This is a genomic window from Streptomyces sp. NPDC002870, from assembly GCF_042888505.1.
Lineage (GTDB): Bacteria > Actinomycetota > Actinomycetes > Streptomycetales > Streptomycetaceae > Streptomyces.
The window spans coordinates 30,192-44,763 of record NZ_JBIAPW010000030.1 but is presented as its reverse complement, the minus strand read 5'-3'; the positions used below and the strand labels follow the sequence as shown (position 1 = coordinate 44,763).

Sequence of the window (14,572 nt, the reverse complement as noted above, 5' to 3'; positions counted from 1 at the left end):
GACGGGTCGGCTCGAGGGGCCGGAATCGCTTCAGGTGAGCAGGTCGTCCACTTGTGCTTCGCCTTCACGGTACCTGCGGGCGATCTCCGCGCTGCAGTCGTCGGCCGTCCGCTGGAGCAGCTGACGGCTGCGCGAGACCTGCTGCTCATAGCGGATCAGCCGTCCCATGGCCGCGTGCAGCTCCTCGTCCGTACGGGCGTCCAGGTCGGAAAGCTCGACATCGGAGAGCATGTCGGCGGCCAGCCGCCGGTACTCCTCGCTCTGCGGCGTGGAGAGCGTCACATGGCGGGCGGACGAGCGGTGCCGCGAAGGAGCGTCGGCCAGGATCTCCGACAGGCGGTCGACCACCGGGGCCTCCGGGAGGACCGGGGTCTGAGGGTCCGTACGCCGGGCCAGCTCCGCCCGCAGGATGTCGATCCGGCCCTGCAGCAGCCGCCGTACGTAGCTGAGATCCGCCTCGTCGCGGTGCGAGTCCCGGCGCAACGTACGCAGCTCCGGCAGCCGCAGGGTGGGGAGGTCGTGCTGCGGGGGCTCCGGCAGGGCGTCGGCGCTGCGCTGATGGGGCGGTCGCTCGGCACAGGCCGTGGGTGCCGGGAATGCGGGAATCGACGTGGAATCCGATGCGGGAATCGATACGGGAAATACGGGACCGGGCGACTGCCCGGCGCCAGGTGTACTCATGTGCGTTGTCCGTCCCCTCGACCGGTGCATGGGGTCTCCCCGGGCCCGAAGGGCCGAGGGGAAGCACCGCCTTGTTGCATCGTGCCACCCCACAACCTCCCGACGCAGGTGCTCTGCACCCGTTCAGCCCCAGATAGGTTGGTCTGTATGCGTGCAGTGGTGCAGAGGGTCGACGGCGCGAGCGTCGTCGTGGCGGGCGAGACGGTCGGTGAGATCGTCGGCGAAGGGCTGTGTGTGCTGGTGGGAGTCACCCACGAGGACACCGGGGAGAAGGCGGCGCAGCTGGCCCGCAAGCTCTGGTCGGTCCGGATTCTGGAGGGCGAGAAGTCCTGCTCGGATGTGAATGCGCCCTTGCTGGTGATTTCGCAGTTCACTCTCTACGGGGACGCCCGCAAGGGCCGCCGCCCCACCTGGAACGCAGCGGCGCCCGGCGATGTGGCAGAGCCGCTTGTCGACGAGGTGGTGGCGCAGCTGCGGGCGCTGGGGGCGCGTGTGGAGACGGGCCGCTTCGGGGCGGAGATGCGGGTCTCGCTCACCAACCACGGCCCGTTCACGGTGATCGTGGAGATCTAGGGCTCGACGGCCGACTCAGGACACGGCGACCGGCTCAGGACACGGCGACCGGCTCAAGGCTCGACCACTGGCTCCTGCGCGGCCGCCGTGTCTCCCGCCAGCAGCTCCGCGTCCACCGGCACATTGCGCTTGATCAGCGCCAGCGCGATCGGGCCGAGCTCGTGGTGGCGGGCGGACGTGGTCACAAAGCCCAGCTGGCGGCCCTCCGCGCCCTCCGACGCGAGCCGGACCGGGGTACCGGGGCCCGGCAGGTGCACCTCGCTGCCGTCCAGGTGCAGGAAGACCAGCCGGCGCGGCGGCTTCCCCAGGTTGTGGACGCGCGCGACGGTCTCCTGGCCGCGGTAGCAGCCCTTCTCGAGGTGAACAGCGCTGCCGATCCAGCCCAGTTCGTGCGGGATGGTGCGGTGGTCGGTCTCGAAGCCGACGCGGGGGCGGTGGGTCTCGATGCGCAGTGCCTCGTACGCGAGGATTCCGGCGACCGGGCCGTTCTCGGCGGCGTACGACTCGAGGTCGGCGCGCGGCAGAAACAGATCGCGGCCGTGCGGAGTCTCCCGTACGACAACGCCGTCCGGCACCTGGGCGATGGACCCCGCCGGCAGGTGCACGACCGCGAACTCCTCGGTACGGTCGGCCACTTCGACCCGGTAGAAGAACTTCATCGACTCCAGGTAGCCGATCAGCGCCTCCTGCGTGCCCGGCTCGACGTGCGCCCAGACCGTCTCGCCGTCGTCGACGAGATACAGGGCGTGCTCGATGTGGCCGTGTGCGGAGAGGATCAGCGCCTCGGTGGCCTGCCCCGCCGGGAGGTCGCTCACATGCTGGGTGAGCAGCAGATGCAGCCAGCTCAGCCGGTCGTCGCCGGAGACGGTGACTACGCCGCGGTGCGAGAGGTCGACGAGGCCGGCGCCGTCCGCCAGGGCGCGCTGTTCGCGGAACAGATCGCCGTAGTGCGCGGCGACTCCTTCGTCTCGTCCTTCGGCAGCGACCGCACCGGGCAGGGACAGCAGAGGACTCTTCATCATGGGCCCAAGCCTACGACTCGGTAGTTGAAGCCTCAGCAGCGCATTTCTGGCAGCGGCCGAAGATGGCGAAATGCTTCATGTCCGTCTCGAAGCCGAAGGTCTTGCGCAGTTTCGCGGTGAAGTCGGCGGCGACGGTGACATCCGCCTCGATCACATTCGTACAGTCCCGGCAGACCAGGTGGATGTGGTGGTGGCGGTCCGCGAGGTGGTAGGTGGGGGCCCCGTGGCCGAGGTGGGCGTGGGAGACCAGGCCGAGCTCTTCGAGGAGCTCCAGGGTGCGGTAGACGGTGGAGATGTTCACACCGGACGCTGTCTTGCGGACCTCGGAGAGGATGTCGTCGGGCGTCGCATGCTCAAGTGCGTCGACAGCTTCGAGGACAAGCTGGCGCTGCGGGGTCAGCCGGTAGCCGCGCTGCCGCAGGTCGCTCTTCCAGTCGGTGCTCACCACGCGTCCAGTGTAGGCGGGGGCCGGGCCATGAGGGCCCGAACTGGCGCTCGACCCCCATGGCTACCGCTCGCACCTCAATGGTTGTACCTCCGGGAACCGGAGCATCCACTTCGGGTTACTTGAAGAAGGCGATGCCGTCGTCGGGCAGGTCGCCGAGGTCCTTGGCCCACGACTCGACCTGCTCCGGGGACAGGACCTTCTTCAGATGCGCCGACATGTACGGCCGCAGCGGGACATCCGGGGTGGACTTCTCGCCCACCCACATCAGGTCGCCCTTCACATAGCCGTAGAGCCGCTTGCCACCGCTGTACGGGCCCGACGCCCCGGTGCGCGCCACCGCGTCCGTCACGAGGTCGATCTGCGGCTTCTGGTCGGCGAGCTCGCCGTACCAGATCTCGACGACGCCCTGGTCACGGGCCATGACGACTTCGATCTTGCGGTCGGAGTCGATACGCCAGTAGCCGGACTCGGACTCCAGCGGGCGGACCTTCTTGCCCTCCGCGTCGAGCACCCACGTGTGCGAGACGTACTCGACGAAGTCCCGGCCGTCGTGGCTGAAGGTGACCTCCTGGCCGAAGTTGCACTTCTCGGCGCCGGGGAAGTCGGATACGCCCGCGCCCTCCCAGTTGCCGAGGAGGAAGGCGAGGGGGACGAGGTCCGGGTTCAGGTCGGACGGAATCTCGATCATGAGCAGCTCTGGCGATCTGTAGAGAGTAGAGATACGAGTGTGACTAGCGCTGGCCCTGGTACAGCTTCTTCACGGCCAGAACGGCGAAGGCGGCGACGCCGACGCAGACCAGAACCAGCAGGGCTTCGAAGAATGCCACAAGCACGGGGTGCTCCTCGGGATGAGCGGTGGGCGGTAGGAGGGCCGCGGCCCAGCCTAGTGGGTGGGGCCCGCGCCCTCTCGGCGAGGTGTGCGCGACGGGCCGCCCACTACAGTTCGGTGCATGGCGAAGAAGCTCGTGATCAAGGTGACCGCCGGCGTTGACGCGCCCGAGCGCTGCTCGCAGGCCTTCACGGTGGCGGCGGTCGCCGTGGCCAGCGGAGTGGAGGTGTCGCTCTGGCTGACCGGCGAGTCGGCGTGGTTCGCGCTGCCGGGCCGGGCGGCGGAGTTCGAACTGCCGCATGCGGCGCCGCTGCCGGATCTGATCGAGTCGATCCAGGCGGCGGGTCGGATCACGCTGTGCACGCAGTGCGCGGCGCGGCGCGACATCACGGAGAAGGATGTACTCGACGGCGTACGGATCGCGGGTGCGCAGGTCTTCGTCAGCGAGATCATGCCGGACGACGTCCAGGCTCTCGTCTACTGACCGTCTCCTGACCGTCTCCTGACGGGCTCAACTGCTGACGGCGCTCGTCTGCCGACGGCGCTCATGTTGCTGACGGCGCTCACTGGTTGTTGTGGCGCTTCTTGCCGTCCAGCTCGTCCCACCACTCGTCGGACTTGGGGTCCCCCGACGGGTCGTCCCACCAGCGGTCGTCGGGCCCCCGCCGGTTCGCGACCATCGCCGCGAGCGGTGGAATCACCATGGCGACGAGGCACATGCCGACGGCGATGGGAATGGACCACAGGCGCACGACGGCCCAGGCCGATACGAAGAGTGCCAGGCACGTCCCCATCAGCAGAAAGTAGGCGTGGCGACGTCGCGCGTACATGCTTCAAGCGTACGACCGAAGGGCCGCACCCCGTTCCAGTGGCGTCCAACCCCTGGGGTGCGGCCCTTCGGCCAGTACGTGGTGAATCAGACGGCGATGGCCACTTCGGCCAGGCCGCCGGTCTGCGCGACGACCGTGCGGTCCGCCGTGCCACCCGGCACGAGAGCGCGCACCGTCCACGTGCCCTCGGCCGCGTAGAAGCGGAACTGTCCGGTCGCCGAGGTCGGGACCTCGGCGGTGAACTCGCCGGTCGAGTCCAGCAGGCGGACGTAGCCGGTGACGGGCTCGCCGTCACGGGTCACGCTGCCCTGGATGGTCGTCTCACCGGGCTTGATCGTCGAAGCGTCGGGGCCGCCGGCCTGTGCTCCACACATAGGGTCGTCCTTCGGGGTCGGAAGAGGGGGTTACTTGTTGGCGCCGAGCTCGATCGGCACGCCGACGAGGGAGCCGTACTCGGTCCAGGAGCCGTCGTAGTTCTTGACGTTGTCGACACCGAGCAGCTCGTGCAGGACGAACCAGGTGAGCGCGGAACGCTCACCGATGCGGCAGTACGCGATGGTGTCCTTCGTCAGATCCACCTGCTCCTCGGCGTAGAGCTCCTTGAGCTCGTCGTCCGACTTGAAGGTGCCGTCGTCGTTGGCGTTCTTGGACCACGGAATGTTGCGGGCGCTCGGGATGTGCCCCGGGCGCTGCGACTGCTCCTGCGGGAGGTGCGCCGGGGCGAGCAGCTTGCCGCTGAACTCGTCGGGCGAGCGCACGTCCACCAGGTTCTGGTTGCCGATCGCGGCGACGGCTTCGTCGCGGAAGGCGCGGATGGAGGTGTCCTGGGCCTTGGCCTTGTACTCGGCCGCCGGGCGGCTCGGGACCTCGGAGCCGTCGACCAGGTCGCGGGAGTCCAGCTCCCACTTCTTGCGGCCTCCGTCGAGGAGCTTGACGCTGTCGTGGCCGTAGAGCTTGAAGTACCAGTAGGCGTACGAGGCGAACCAGTTGTTGTTGCCGCCGTAGAGGACGACGGTGTCGTCGTTGGCGATGCCCTTCGCGGACAGGAGCTTCTCGAAGCCCTCCTGGTCGACGAAGTCACGGCGGACCGGGTCCTGGAGGTCGGACTTCCAGTCGATCCGGACGGCGTTCTTGATGTGGTTCTTGTCGTACGCGGAGGTGTCCTCGTCGACCTCGACAATGACGACCTTCGGGTCTTCGATGTGGGCCTCGACCCAGTCGGCGTCTACCAGGACGTCGCTGCGGCTCATGCTCTTTCTCCTCCGGGGCAGTGTGCGGCGGGTGATGCGAAGAGGGGGTGTGCGGGTACGCGGACGCGCGGCGTACGGCACAGGGTGTGGCCCTGACAACAACTGTCAACGGGCCCGGGGGATACGGGAGCCGAGCTCCCGCTCAGAAAGCGCGACAGAGCATGGCGGCGACGCGGCACAGGTCTACTGCCCGCCGCTTCGTGAGGTCCGCCTGTCGCTTCATGCGTCCGATCGTAGGGACGAGACGGCCGCCATGTCACCGGCGTGTCGGATGTTGAGACGCGATCGTCCACTATATGGAACAACGGGAGTCACGGGCGCTCCGTTCCTGCCTCCGGGGCAGATTGGGCCTGTCCGGCTTCTACCCAGCGGACAGGCCCGTCTCACCATGCGATCTCGTCATGCGATCTCGTCATGCGGCACGGGGGCGCGAGCGTACGGCGGAAATCACCCGTCAGCGCCGCCGGGCCCAGCCGCTCCCCGGCCCTCCCGCCCCTCCCCGCCTCTTCAGCCAGGGGTGCGGTCTAGCCGGCCAGCGAGACGTTCGTACCCGTACCCGAGAACCGCAGTCCGGCGTCCGTCGCCCCGACCTTGTCGAGCTTGATGCTGGACGGCATCCCGTCGATCTTCAGGTCGTAGTCGATGACCTTGCGCAACTTCTCGTCGAAGCCCGGGACCGGCAACTTCGGCAGCTCCTCCGCCCTCAGCTGGACCGTGCTGCCGCCCTTGAGCGCGACCGTGCTGTACGCGCTGACCGTGCGGCCCTCGAGCAGACCCTGGAACGCGCGGGGGACGGGGACGCCCGCGCCCTTGAGCAGGTCGGCGAGCGGCCCGGTGACCTTGACCTGACCCTTGGCCGCCCGCTCGGGTCCCGCATAGCTGATCGTGGCGCCCTTCGGCGCGGCCTTCGTCAGGTCGGCGTAGGAGATCCGGGCCGAGCCGTCCGCCCGGTCCGCGACGGCGGAGGAGAAGCTGCTGTCGATCCGTACGCTGCGCAGCTCGGCCCTGACCTCGGTGACGTTGACCGAGTGGCCGCCCGCGGTGGCGGTGATGCCGCTCAGGCTGACGTCCACCTCGTCGAGCTCCTTGCCCACCACCTGGGTGAGGAAGGGGAAGCCCTTGATGGAGATCTCCGGGGTCGAGCTCAGCCCCTGGCTGCTCTTGATCTTGTCGGCGGCCTCGGACTCCGCCATGTTGACCGCGATCCGGTCGGCGGCGACGAAGATGCCGCCGATGATCACGGCGATGATCAGCAGTATTCGCAGTGCGCGCATTGCTCGGTGTCCCCCACCCTGGTCTGTCTGGCCCCCCGTGACGCCCGCGAGCCTAACCAGTCCGGACGACGCCATGCCTTGAATGATCGACGTTCGGGTGGGGTCCATTGGTTCCGGCCGGCGGCACAGGGCCGGTCACAGCAGGCCGTCACGCCCGGCCGGTCGCACCAGCGCGTCACACCAGGGCGCGGCCGATCAGGTAGACGGCGGGGGCCGCTGCGGTCAGCGGCAGAGCCACGCCGGCCGTCATATGGACGAAGCGGGACGGGTAGTCGTAGCTCGCGACCCGCAGGCCGATCAGCGCGCAGCCACCCGCCGCGAGGCCGAGCAGCGCGGCGTCGGCGCCCATGCCGGTGAGACCGCCGGCCGCGATGCCCGCACCGGCCGCGGCCAGCAGTGCCACGGCGACGGACGCGACGCCGGGCAACGGCAGCGCACGGGCCAGGACGGCCACGGCGACCGCGATCCCGCCGACCACAACGGCGTCGTCAGGGCCCGCGAGATGCCCGGTCGCGAGGATCGCGAGGGCGGCGGATGCCACCGTCGCCATCAGGCCGTACATCCTCTCGTCGGCGCCGGCGTGGCTGCGCAGCTGCAGTACGAGGGTGAGCAGCACCCAGACGCCGAGGGTGCCGATGATCGCGGCGGGGGCGTTCTCCCGGCCTACGGAGAGCAGCACGGCGTCGGCGGCCAGTCCGCCGGCGAAGGCGAGCGCGATGCCCTGGCGGGCGGGCCACATGCCGTTCAGCCGGAACCAGCCGGCCGCGGTGACGGCCTGCAGCAGGACGAGCGGCACGAGCAGGGCGTAGGGGCCGACGGCCGCGCCGCCGGCGAGCAGCAGTCCGAGGACGGCGGTCAGCCCGGCGGGCTGCATGCCCGGCGGGATGACCGGCGAGCGCCCCTCGGCGCGGGCGCGCTGGGCGTCGGTGATCCGGGCGTTCCCGAGGACGGTGGGGGTGCTGTATCCGGCGGCGGCGGCCGGGTCGGCCGGCGGCTCGTACGCAGCGGCGGGTCCGGGCGTCGGGAGCGGGGCCTCGGGCGGCAGCGGGTACGCGGCCTGCCGCGGCAGATAGGCGGTGTCCGGGTACGCGGTGTCCGGGTACCCGGTGTCGGGGCCGGCGGCGGCCTGCGTGGGCTGCACGACCGGCTGGTACTGCGTGTCCCAGGTCTCGGCCTGCCAGGTCTGGGACACGCCGTGGCCCTGCGACTCCGGGTATGAAGGCTGCTGGTGCTGCTGCTGCTGACCGGCGTACTGGCCCTGGTACGGCTGCGGCGGCTGCTGCTGTCCGTACGGATGCTGCTGATCGCTGCTCATGATGTGCGGTTCACCCTCCTGCGAACGGCGGGAGCACCTCGACCGTGCCGCCCTCGGCAAGCCGTACGGTCTCATGGCCACGGGTCCCGACGGGGTCACCGTCGACAAGGAACGAACACCGCTGCAGTACCCGCGTCAGCTCCCCCGGGTGCCGCTCGCGCACCGTGTCGAGCGCCTCGGCGAGCGTTCCCGCCGCGTAGGGCTCCTCCGCTGTCCCGGCCGCCGCCTTGGCCGCGGCCCAGTAGCGGATCGTTCCCGCTGCCATGTCGGCACTCCTTTCGTCGGCTTCCATGATGAGCTACGCGGATGAGCGAGCGCGTCCGTATGCGCCTCAGTGCGCCCCTCGTGCATCGCAACGTGCCGCAGCACCACCCGAGCCCCCTTTCGAGAATCCGGCCTCCGCCACGCTGCTGTGACGGAAGGCACGCGCCCAATCCACCGGGGGCGCCGGATCGAGCACCGCGCGGTGCCCCCGGAACGAGAGTGTGACCATGGGCACACGCTGCGCGAACACCCGCCCACCGCGGCGCACCGCGGGCCCCTCCACCGGCCCCGTGAATCCGTACACGATGGCGATCGCGGTGTCCGTGACACCTGCCGTAAACGGCTCGTACACGGCAAAATTCGGCCCCTGTCCTCCGTCGGGAGAGCCGTGCGATGCGGCCCCTGCGTGAGCGGAGGAATAATTGATCTGCGGAAAGACCCCTCTGCCCCGGAACTCATCTGGGTTATCCTGCTGGGCAGAGGACTCGGGCAACGTAGCCCCCGGGTCCTTTTGTGTTTCCCGGCCGTTGTTACAGGCAGGTGAACAAAGGCTCCCAGGGCGCGGGAGCCACCGTACGAAGCAGTGCCGCAACGTCCTCGCAGGGACCGAGGAGGAACCGACGTTATGGGCGAGCGAACCGTGCACGACCGTAAGACGACCCGGGCAGGTGGGGCGCGATGAGCTCTCTGCTGCTCCTGACCAATGCCCTCCAGCCGTCGACGGAGGTGCTTCCCGCCCTCGGACTGCTTCTGCACAACGTACGGGTGGCCCCCGCCGAGGGCCCGGCCCTCGTCGACACCCCCGGTGCCGACGTGATCCTGATCGACGGCCGCCGCGATCTGCCGCAGGTGCGGTCGCTGTGCCAGCTGCTGCGCTCCACCGGGCCCGGCTGTCCGCTGATCCTCGTCGTCACCGAGGGCGGCCTCGCGGCCGTCACCGCCGACTGGGGCATCGACGACGTGCTGCTCGACACGGCGGGTCCCGCCGAGGTCGAGGCGAGGCTGCGCCTCGCGATGGGCCGCCAGCAGATCACCACGGACGACTCCCCTATGGAGATCCGCAACGGCGATCTCTCGGTCGACGAGGCGACGTACAGCGCGAAGCTGAAGGGACGGGTCCTGGACCTGACCTTCAAGGAGTTCGAGCTGCTGAAGTACCTCGCGCAGCACCCGGGGCGGGTGTTCACCCGCGCGCAGCTGCTCCAGGAAGTCTGGGGCTACGACTACTTCGGCGGTACGCGCACGGTCGACGTGCATGTACGGCGGCTGCGGGCGAAGCTCGGCCCGGAGCACGAGTCGCTGATCGGAACCGTACGGAACGTCGGCTACCGCTTCGTCGCGCCGGAGAAGGTCGAGCGCGCGGCAGAAGAGGCCAAGGCGAAGGTGGCGGCTTCGGCCGCCCGTACGGAGGATCCAGCGGAGGTGCAGGAAGCCGCCGTACGCCCTGCCCAGAGGTAGGTCACCCCGCGTAGACTGCGGCGCGTGGCCAAGGTGACGCGGGACGATGTGGCGAGACTGGCGGGTACGTCGACCGCGGTCGTCAGCTACGTCATCAACAACGGACCCCGGCCGGTTGCTCCGGCCACGCGCGAGCGGGTGCTCGCCGCGATCAAGGAGCTGGGCTACCGGCCGGACCGGGTCGCCCAGGCGATGGCTTCGCGGCGGACCGATCTCATAGGAATGATCGTGCCGGACGCGCGGCAGCCGTTCTTCGCGGAGATGGCGCACGCGGTGGAACAGGCCGCGGCGGACCGCGGAAAAATGGTGCTCGTCGGGAACTCCGACTACCGCGACGAGCGCGAGGTCCACTATCTGCGGGCGTTCCTCGGGATGCGGGTCTCCGGGCTGATCCTGGTCAGCCAGGGCCCGAGCGAGCGGGCGGCGGCGGAGATCGAGGCGTGGGACGCGCGGGTCGTTCTCCTCCATGAACGCCCCGAGGCGATCGACGACGTCGCTGTCGTCACGGACGACATCGGCGGCGCGCAGCTGGCGACGCGGCATCTGCTGGAGCACGGGCATCCGTACGTCGCCTGCCTCGGCGGCATGGAGTCGACCCCGGCGGTCGGCGACCCGGTCGCGGACCACGTCGAGGGCTGGCGGCGGGCGATGCTGGAGGCGGGCCGCTCGGTGGAGGGCCGGCTCTTTCAGGCCCCGTACAACCGTTACGACGCGTATCTCGTCGCCCTGAAGCTGCTCTCGGGTCCGGAGCGTCCGCCGGCGATCTTCTGCGCGACGGACGACCAGGCGATCGGCGTCCTGCGCGCGGCGCGTGAACTGCGGATAGACGTCCCGGGCGAGCTGGCGGTGGCAGGCTTCGACGACGTCAAGGAGGCGGCGCTGACGGACCCGCCGCTGACGACGATCTCGTCGGACCGCCCGGCGATGGCACGGGCGGCGGTGGATTTGGTCCTGGACGACGGCTTGAGGGTGGCGGGTTCGCGCCGGGAGCGGGTGAAGCAGTTCCCGTCGGGCTTGGTGATCCGCCGCTCATGCGGGTGCGGTTAGCCTCCGGCGGGGTCCGGGGTCGCCCGGCGCGGGTCTGCGTTGCGCGGGGCTGCGGGGTTGCCCGGCGGCGCGGGGTGCGGGGGTCAGCGGCCCCGAATCCGGCATACACACTTCTGCCCGGCTTCTCAGCGCCGCCTCACGCTGCTCTCATGTACAGGCCCGACAGTCATCCCATGACCGACTACCACCGCTACCCGCAGCCGCCCGAGCCGCAGCCCGAGCCGTACAACGCCGGCGCCTACCCACCGCCACCGCCCCACTCGCCCCCGCCGCATCGGGCCAAGGCCAAGCGGCCCGTCACCCTCATCGCCGCCGTCGCCATCGTGGCCGCGGTCATCGGCGGCGGAGCCTCCGCGCTCGTCGGCCGGCTCGACGGCGATAACAGCAGCGGCACCGCCGTGACGGGCACCAATGTGTCGCGGAGCAGCACCGGCACCGTCTCCGGCGTCGCGCAGGCCGTCTCACCGAGCATCGTGGAGATCAGCGCGACCTCCGCCTCCGGGCAGTCCACCGGATCCGGCGTGATCGTCACCGCCGACGGCGAGGTCATCACCAACAACCACGTCGTCTCCGGCGCCGACACCGTCAAGGTGCGGCTCAGTGATGGCAAGACGTACACCGCCAAGGTCGTCGGCACCGACCCCGGCAAGGATCTCGCCCTCATCAAGCTGGAGGGCGCGAGCAGCCTCAAGGCGGCTTCCCTCGGTGACTCCAGCAAGGTCAAGGTCGGCGAAGAGGTCGTCGCGATCGGCTCGCCCGAGGGTCTGACCGGCACCGTCACCAGCGGGATCGTCTCCGCGCTCAACCGCGATGTGACCGTCGCGAAGGACCAGGACCAGGATCAGCAGCAACAGGGCGGCCGCTGGCCCTTCGAGTTCGGCGGGCAGCAGTTCAACGGCGACACCGGCGACTCCAAGACCACCTACAAGGCCATCCAGACCGACGCCTCGCTCAACCCCGGCAACTCCGGCGGCGCGCTCATCAACATTAACGGCGAGATCATCGGCATCAACTCCGCGATGTACTCGCCCAGTTCGGCCACCGGATCCACCGCCGGCAGCGTCGGCCTCGGCTTCGCCATCCCCATTGACACCGTCAAGGCCGACCTCGACGACCTGCGCTCCGGCGGCAACAGCTGACCCCGTGCGAGGCTGATTCCATGACTGCCCCCCGTGAAGGCGACCGCATCCTCATCGTCGACGACGAGCCCGCCGTCCGTGAGGCGCTGCAGCGCTCTCTCGCCTTCGAGGGGTACGGGACCGAGGTCGCCGTCGACGGCGTGGACGCCCTCGCCCGGGCGGAGGCGTACGCGCCCGATCTGATCGTGCTCGACATCCAGATGCCCCGGATGGACGGCCTGACCGCGGCCCGCCGGCTGCGCGCCTCCGGTTCGACCACGCCGATCCTGATGCTGACCGCGCGCGACACCGTCGGCGACCGCGTGACGGGTCTGGACGCGGGCGCGGACGACTATCTGGTCAAGCCGTTCGAGCTGGACGAGCTGTTCGCCCGGATCCGCGCGCTGCTGCGGCGCAGTTCGTACGCGACGACCGCGGGCGCGGCTCCCGACGACGATGTGCTGGCCTTCGCCGATCTGCGGATGGACCTGGCGACGCGCGAGGTCCACCGCGGCACGCGCCGGGTGGAGCTGACCCGTACGGAATTCACGCTGCTGGAGATGTTCCTCGCGCATCCACGCCAGGTGCTGACCAGGGAGCAGATTCTCAAGGCGGTCTGGGGCTTCGACTTCGAGCCCAGTTCGAACTCGCTGGATGTGTACGTGATGTATCTGCGACGCAAGACGGAGGCGGCCGGTGAGCCGCGCCTGGTCCACACGGTGCGTGGCGTGGGGTACGCGCTGCGGTCGGGCGGCCCGGAGTGATCGGTAAGTTCCGTGCGCTGCCCCTGCGGTCGCGGCTGGCGCTGCTGGTGGCGGTCGCGGTGGCGGTCGCGGTCGCGGCCGTCTCCACCACCTGCTGGTTCGTCGTGCGCGGCAAGCTGTACGACGAGATCGACTCCAAGCTGAAGACCGCGAACGCGCCCCTGCGGGCCGAAGAAGTCGCCTCCGCACTGCGCAGTTGTTCCGAGACTCCTGCCGCGCGGACCGGCTACGGCCCCAAGCCCGTCTTCTACGTCCAGCTCGTCCAGGCAGGCAGCGACAAACCGTGCGTCGCCGCCGGCTCCGCCGGCACCGTCCAGGTCGACAGCAGCGACCAGGAGGTGGCGCGGAACGCGGACCCGACCGTCTGGACGTTCCGCAACGGCCGGGACACCGACGGGAAGGACGTCCGCGTACTCACCGCCGCGGCCGTCGTCCAGGGTCCGGCGGGCGGGGTCGTCAGCGACACCGCGGTGTTGATCGCGTACCCGCTCAAGGAGACCGAGGGCACCCTCAACGATCTGGCTCTCCTGCTGCTCATCGTGTCGGGCGTCGGCGTCCTGGGCGCGGGCGCGGCCGGGCTGTGGGTCGCCCGTACCGGGCTGAAACCGGTCGACCGGCTCACCAGCGCCGTCGAGCATGTCGCCCGCACCGAGGATCTGACCGTGCGCATCCCGGTCGAGGGCGAGGACGAGATCGCCCGGCTGTCCCGCTCCTTCAACTCGATGACCGCCGCGCTCGCCTCCTCCCGGGACCGGCAGGCACAGCTGATCGCGGACGCCGGGCACGAGCTGCGTACGCCGCTGACCTCGCTGCGTACGAATATCGAGCTGCTGGCCCGCAGCGAGGAGACGGGCCGGGCTATCCCGCCCGCGGACCGTACGGCGCTGATGGCCTCTGTCAAGGCGCAGATGACCGAACTGGCCGCCCTCATCGGCGACTTGCAGGAGCTGTCGCGGCCCGACGCGGCGGACCGTGGGCCGCTGAAGGTGGTCGCGCTGCACGAGATCGCCGAGGCCGCGCTGGAGCGGGCCCGGCTGCGCGGGCCCGAGCTGGCCTTCGCGGCGGAGCTGGCGCCCTGGTACGTACGGGCGGAGCCGGCCGCGCTGGAGCGGGCACTGGTCAACGTCCTGGACAACGCGGTGAAGTTCTCGCCCCCGGGCGGAACGGTCGAGGTGGCCCTCAAGGGCGGCGAACTGACGGTACGGGACCACGGTTCCGGCATCCCGGCCGATGAACTCCCGTACGTCTTCGAGCGGTTCTGGCGCTCGCCCTCGGCGCGGAGTCTGCCCGGCTCGGGCCTTGGGCTGTCGATCGTGGCCCGCACGGTCCAGCAGTGCGGCGGCGAGGTTTCGATCGAGCCCGCCGCGGGCGGCGGTACGCGCGCGGTGATCCGGCTGCCGGGCGCGGCGGCTCCGCCTCCGGCGTCCGGCTGACCTCGGACCGGCGAGAACGCCGTCGGCCTGGGGCCCGCCGGACTGCGGGCGCCGGAACGGCGGATCCGCCTCGCCCGGTGGTCGTCACGGCGTGGTCGCCACGGCGTGGTCGCCACGGCGTGGTCGCCACGGCGTGGTCGCCACGGCGTGGTCGCCACGGCGTGGTCGCCACGGCGGCGGGGGGGGGGCGCCCCCCCCCGCCCCCCCGCCGGGGGCGGGGGGGGGGGGGGGGGGTAGAAAAAAAACCCCCCCCACCCGGGGTGGGT

Annotated in this window: 18 protein-coding genes; 7 read left to right on the top strand and 11 right to left on the bottom strand. The window is 70.3% G+C overall.

Translation table 11 applies throughout. The features are described 5' to 3' along the window. Window positions 1-30: 30 nt before the first annotated feature. Window positions 31-681: an AmfC protein gene (locus ACFYWY_RS28980; RefSeq protein WP_389191255.1), complete on the bottom strand. Its 651-nt coding sequence runs from the start codon at window positions 679-681 to the stop codon at window positions 31-33. A 147-nt stretch (window positions 682-828) separates the two neighbouring features. Here ACFYWY_RS28980 and dtd point away from each other — a divergent pair, with 147 nt between their 5' ends. Beyond that, window positions 829-1,254: a D-aminoacyl-tRNA deacylase gene (dtd, locus tag ACFYWY_RS28975; protein WP_389191252.1), complete on the top strand. Its 426-nt coding sequence runs from the start codon at window positions 829-831 to the stop codon at window positions 1,252-1,254. 53 nt (window positions 1,255-1,307) lie between these two features. On the opposite strand, the gene ACFYWY_RS28970 is transcribed toward dtd, so the two are convergent. From ACFYWY_RS28970 to ACFYWY_RS28960, 3 genes are all read right to left on the bottom strand, one after another. Continuing rightward, window positions 1,308-2,273: a YgfZ/GcvT domain-containing protein gene (locus tag ACFYWY_RS28970; RefSeq protein WP_389191398.1), complete on the bottom strand. Its 966-nt coding sequence runs from the start codon at window positions 2,271-2,273 to the stop codon at window positions 1,308-1,310. A 13-nt stretch (window positions 2,274-2,286) separates the two neighbouring features. Continuing rightward, complete coding sequence (locus ACFYWY_RS28965; RefSeq protein WP_389191249.1) at window positions 2,287-2,724, bottom strand: Fur family transcriptional regulator; 438 nt, start codon at window positions 2,722-2,724, stop codon at window positions 2,287-2,289. A 115-nt stretch (window positions 2,725-2,839) separates the two neighbouring features. Next, window positions 2,840-3,412 (bottom strand): FABP family protein, encoded by a 573-nt coding sequence (locus ACFYWY_RS28960; RefSeq protein WP_389191246.1) that lies wholly within the window; start codon window positions 3,410-3,412, stop codon window positions 2,840-2,842. Window positions 3,413-3,674: 262 nt separating this feature from the next. Here ACFYWY_RS28960 and ACFYWY_RS28955 point away from each other — a divergent pair, with 262 nt between their 5' ends. After that, entirely contained in the window at window positions 3,675-4,037 is a 363-nt protein-coding gene (locus ACFYWY_RS28955) for a DsrE family protein (RefSeq protein ID WP_389191243.1), read from the top strand. 79 nt (window positions 4,038-4,116) lie between these two features. Here the strand turns inward: ACFYWY_RS28955 and ACFYWY_RS28950 are convergent, their stop codons facing one another. The 7 genes from ACFYWY_RS28950 to ACFYWY_RS28920 all read right to left on the bottom strand — a co-directional run bounded on the left by ACFYWY_RS28950 (window position 4,117) and on the right by ACFYWY_RS28920 (window position 8,487). Then, on the bottom strand, window positions 4,117-4,383 hold the full coding sequence (locus ACFYWY_RS28950) for a DUF3099 domain-containing protein (protein ID WP_389191240.1): 267 nt from the start codon (window positions 4,381-4,383) through the stop codon (window positions 4,117-4,119). Window positions 4,384-4,469: 86 nt separating this feature from the next. After that, window positions 4,470-4,757 (bottom strand): DUF1416 domain-containing protein, encoded by a 288-nt coding sequence (locus tag ACFYWY_RS28945; protein ID WP_150488563.1) that lies wholly within the window; start codon window positions 4,755-4,757, stop codon window positions 4,470-4,472. Window positions 4,758-4,787: 30 nt separating this feature from the next. Beyond that, a complete protein-coding gene (locus tag ACFYWY_RS28940) occupies window positions 4,788-5,633 on the bottom strand; it encodes a sulfurtransferase (protein WP_389191236.1) in 846 nt (281 codons plus the stop codon). Window positions 5,634-5,775: 142 nt separating this feature from the next. Next, a complete protein-coding gene (locus ACFYWY_RS28935; protein ID WP_355172694.1) occupies window positions 5,776-5,856 on the bottom strand; it encodes a putative leader peptide in 81 nt (26 codons plus the stop codon). A 301-nt stretch (window positions 5,857-6,157) separates the two neighbouring features. Next, window positions 6,158-6,907, bottom strand: a complete 750-nt coding sequence (locus tag ACFYWY_RS28930) for a DUF2993 domain-containing protein (RefSeq protein ID WP_389191234.1) — start codon at window positions 6,905-6,907, stop codon at window positions 6,158-6,160. Window positions 6,908-7,082: 175 nt separating this feature from the next. After that, on the bottom strand, window positions 7,083-8,330 hold the full coding sequence (locus ACFYWY_RS28925; RefSeq protein ID WP_389191231.1) for a hypothetical protein: 1,248 nt from the start codon (window positions 8,328-8,330) through the stop codon (window positions 7,083-7,085). Further along, on the bottom strand, window positions 8,233-8,487 hold the full coding sequence (locus ACFYWY_RS28920) for a MoaD/ThiS family protein (protein ID WP_389191228.1): 255 nt from the start codon (window positions 8,485-8,487) through the stop codon (window positions 8,233-8,235). The genes ACFYWY_RS28925 and ACFYWY_RS28920 overlap by 98 nt, the downstream gene beginning before the upstream one ends. 677 nt (window positions 8,488-9,164) lie before the next feature. On the opposite strand from ACFYWY_RS28920, the gene ACFYWY_RS28915 reads away from it, so the two are divergent. From ACFYWY_RS28915 to ACFYWY_RS28895, 5 genes are all read left to right on the top strand, one after another. Then, on the top strand, window positions 9,165-9,944 hold the full coding sequence (locus tag ACFYWY_RS28915; protein WP_389191226.1) for a response regulator transcription factor: 780 nt from the start codon (window positions 9,165-9,167) through the stop codon (window positions 9,942-9,944). A 24-nt stretch (window positions 9,945-9,968) separates the two neighbouring features. After that, window positions 9,969-10,991 carry a LacI family DNA-binding transcriptional regulator gene (locus ACFYWY_RS28910; protein WP_389191223.1) on the top strand — a complete coding sequence of 341 codons (1,023 nt, stop codon included), beginning with the start codon at window positions 9,969-9,971 and terminating at the stop codon, window positions 10,989-10,991. A 173-nt stretch (window positions 10,992-11,164) separates the two neighbouring features. After that, window positions 11,165-12,130, top strand: coding sequence for a S1C family serine protease (locus ACFYWY_RS28905; protein WP_389191220.1), 966 nt, complete (start codon window positions 11,165-11,167; stop codon window positions 12,128-12,130). Between the two features lie 20 nt (window positions 12,131-12,150). After that, window positions 12,151-12,873, top strand: a complete 723-nt coding sequence (locus ACFYWY_RS28900) for a response regulator transcription factor (protein ID WP_389191217.1) — start codon at window positions 12,151-12,153, stop codon at window positions 12,871-12,873. Next, on the top strand, window positions 12,870-14,306 hold the full coding sequence (locus tag ACFYWY_RS28895; protein ID WP_389191214.1) for a sensor histidine kinase: 1,437 nt from the start codon (window positions 12,870-12,872) through the stop codon (window positions 14,304-14,306). The genes ACFYWY_RS28900 and ACFYWY_RS28895 overlap by 4 nt, the downstream gene beginning before the upstream one ends. Window positions 14,307-14,572: the final 266 nt, after the last annotated feature.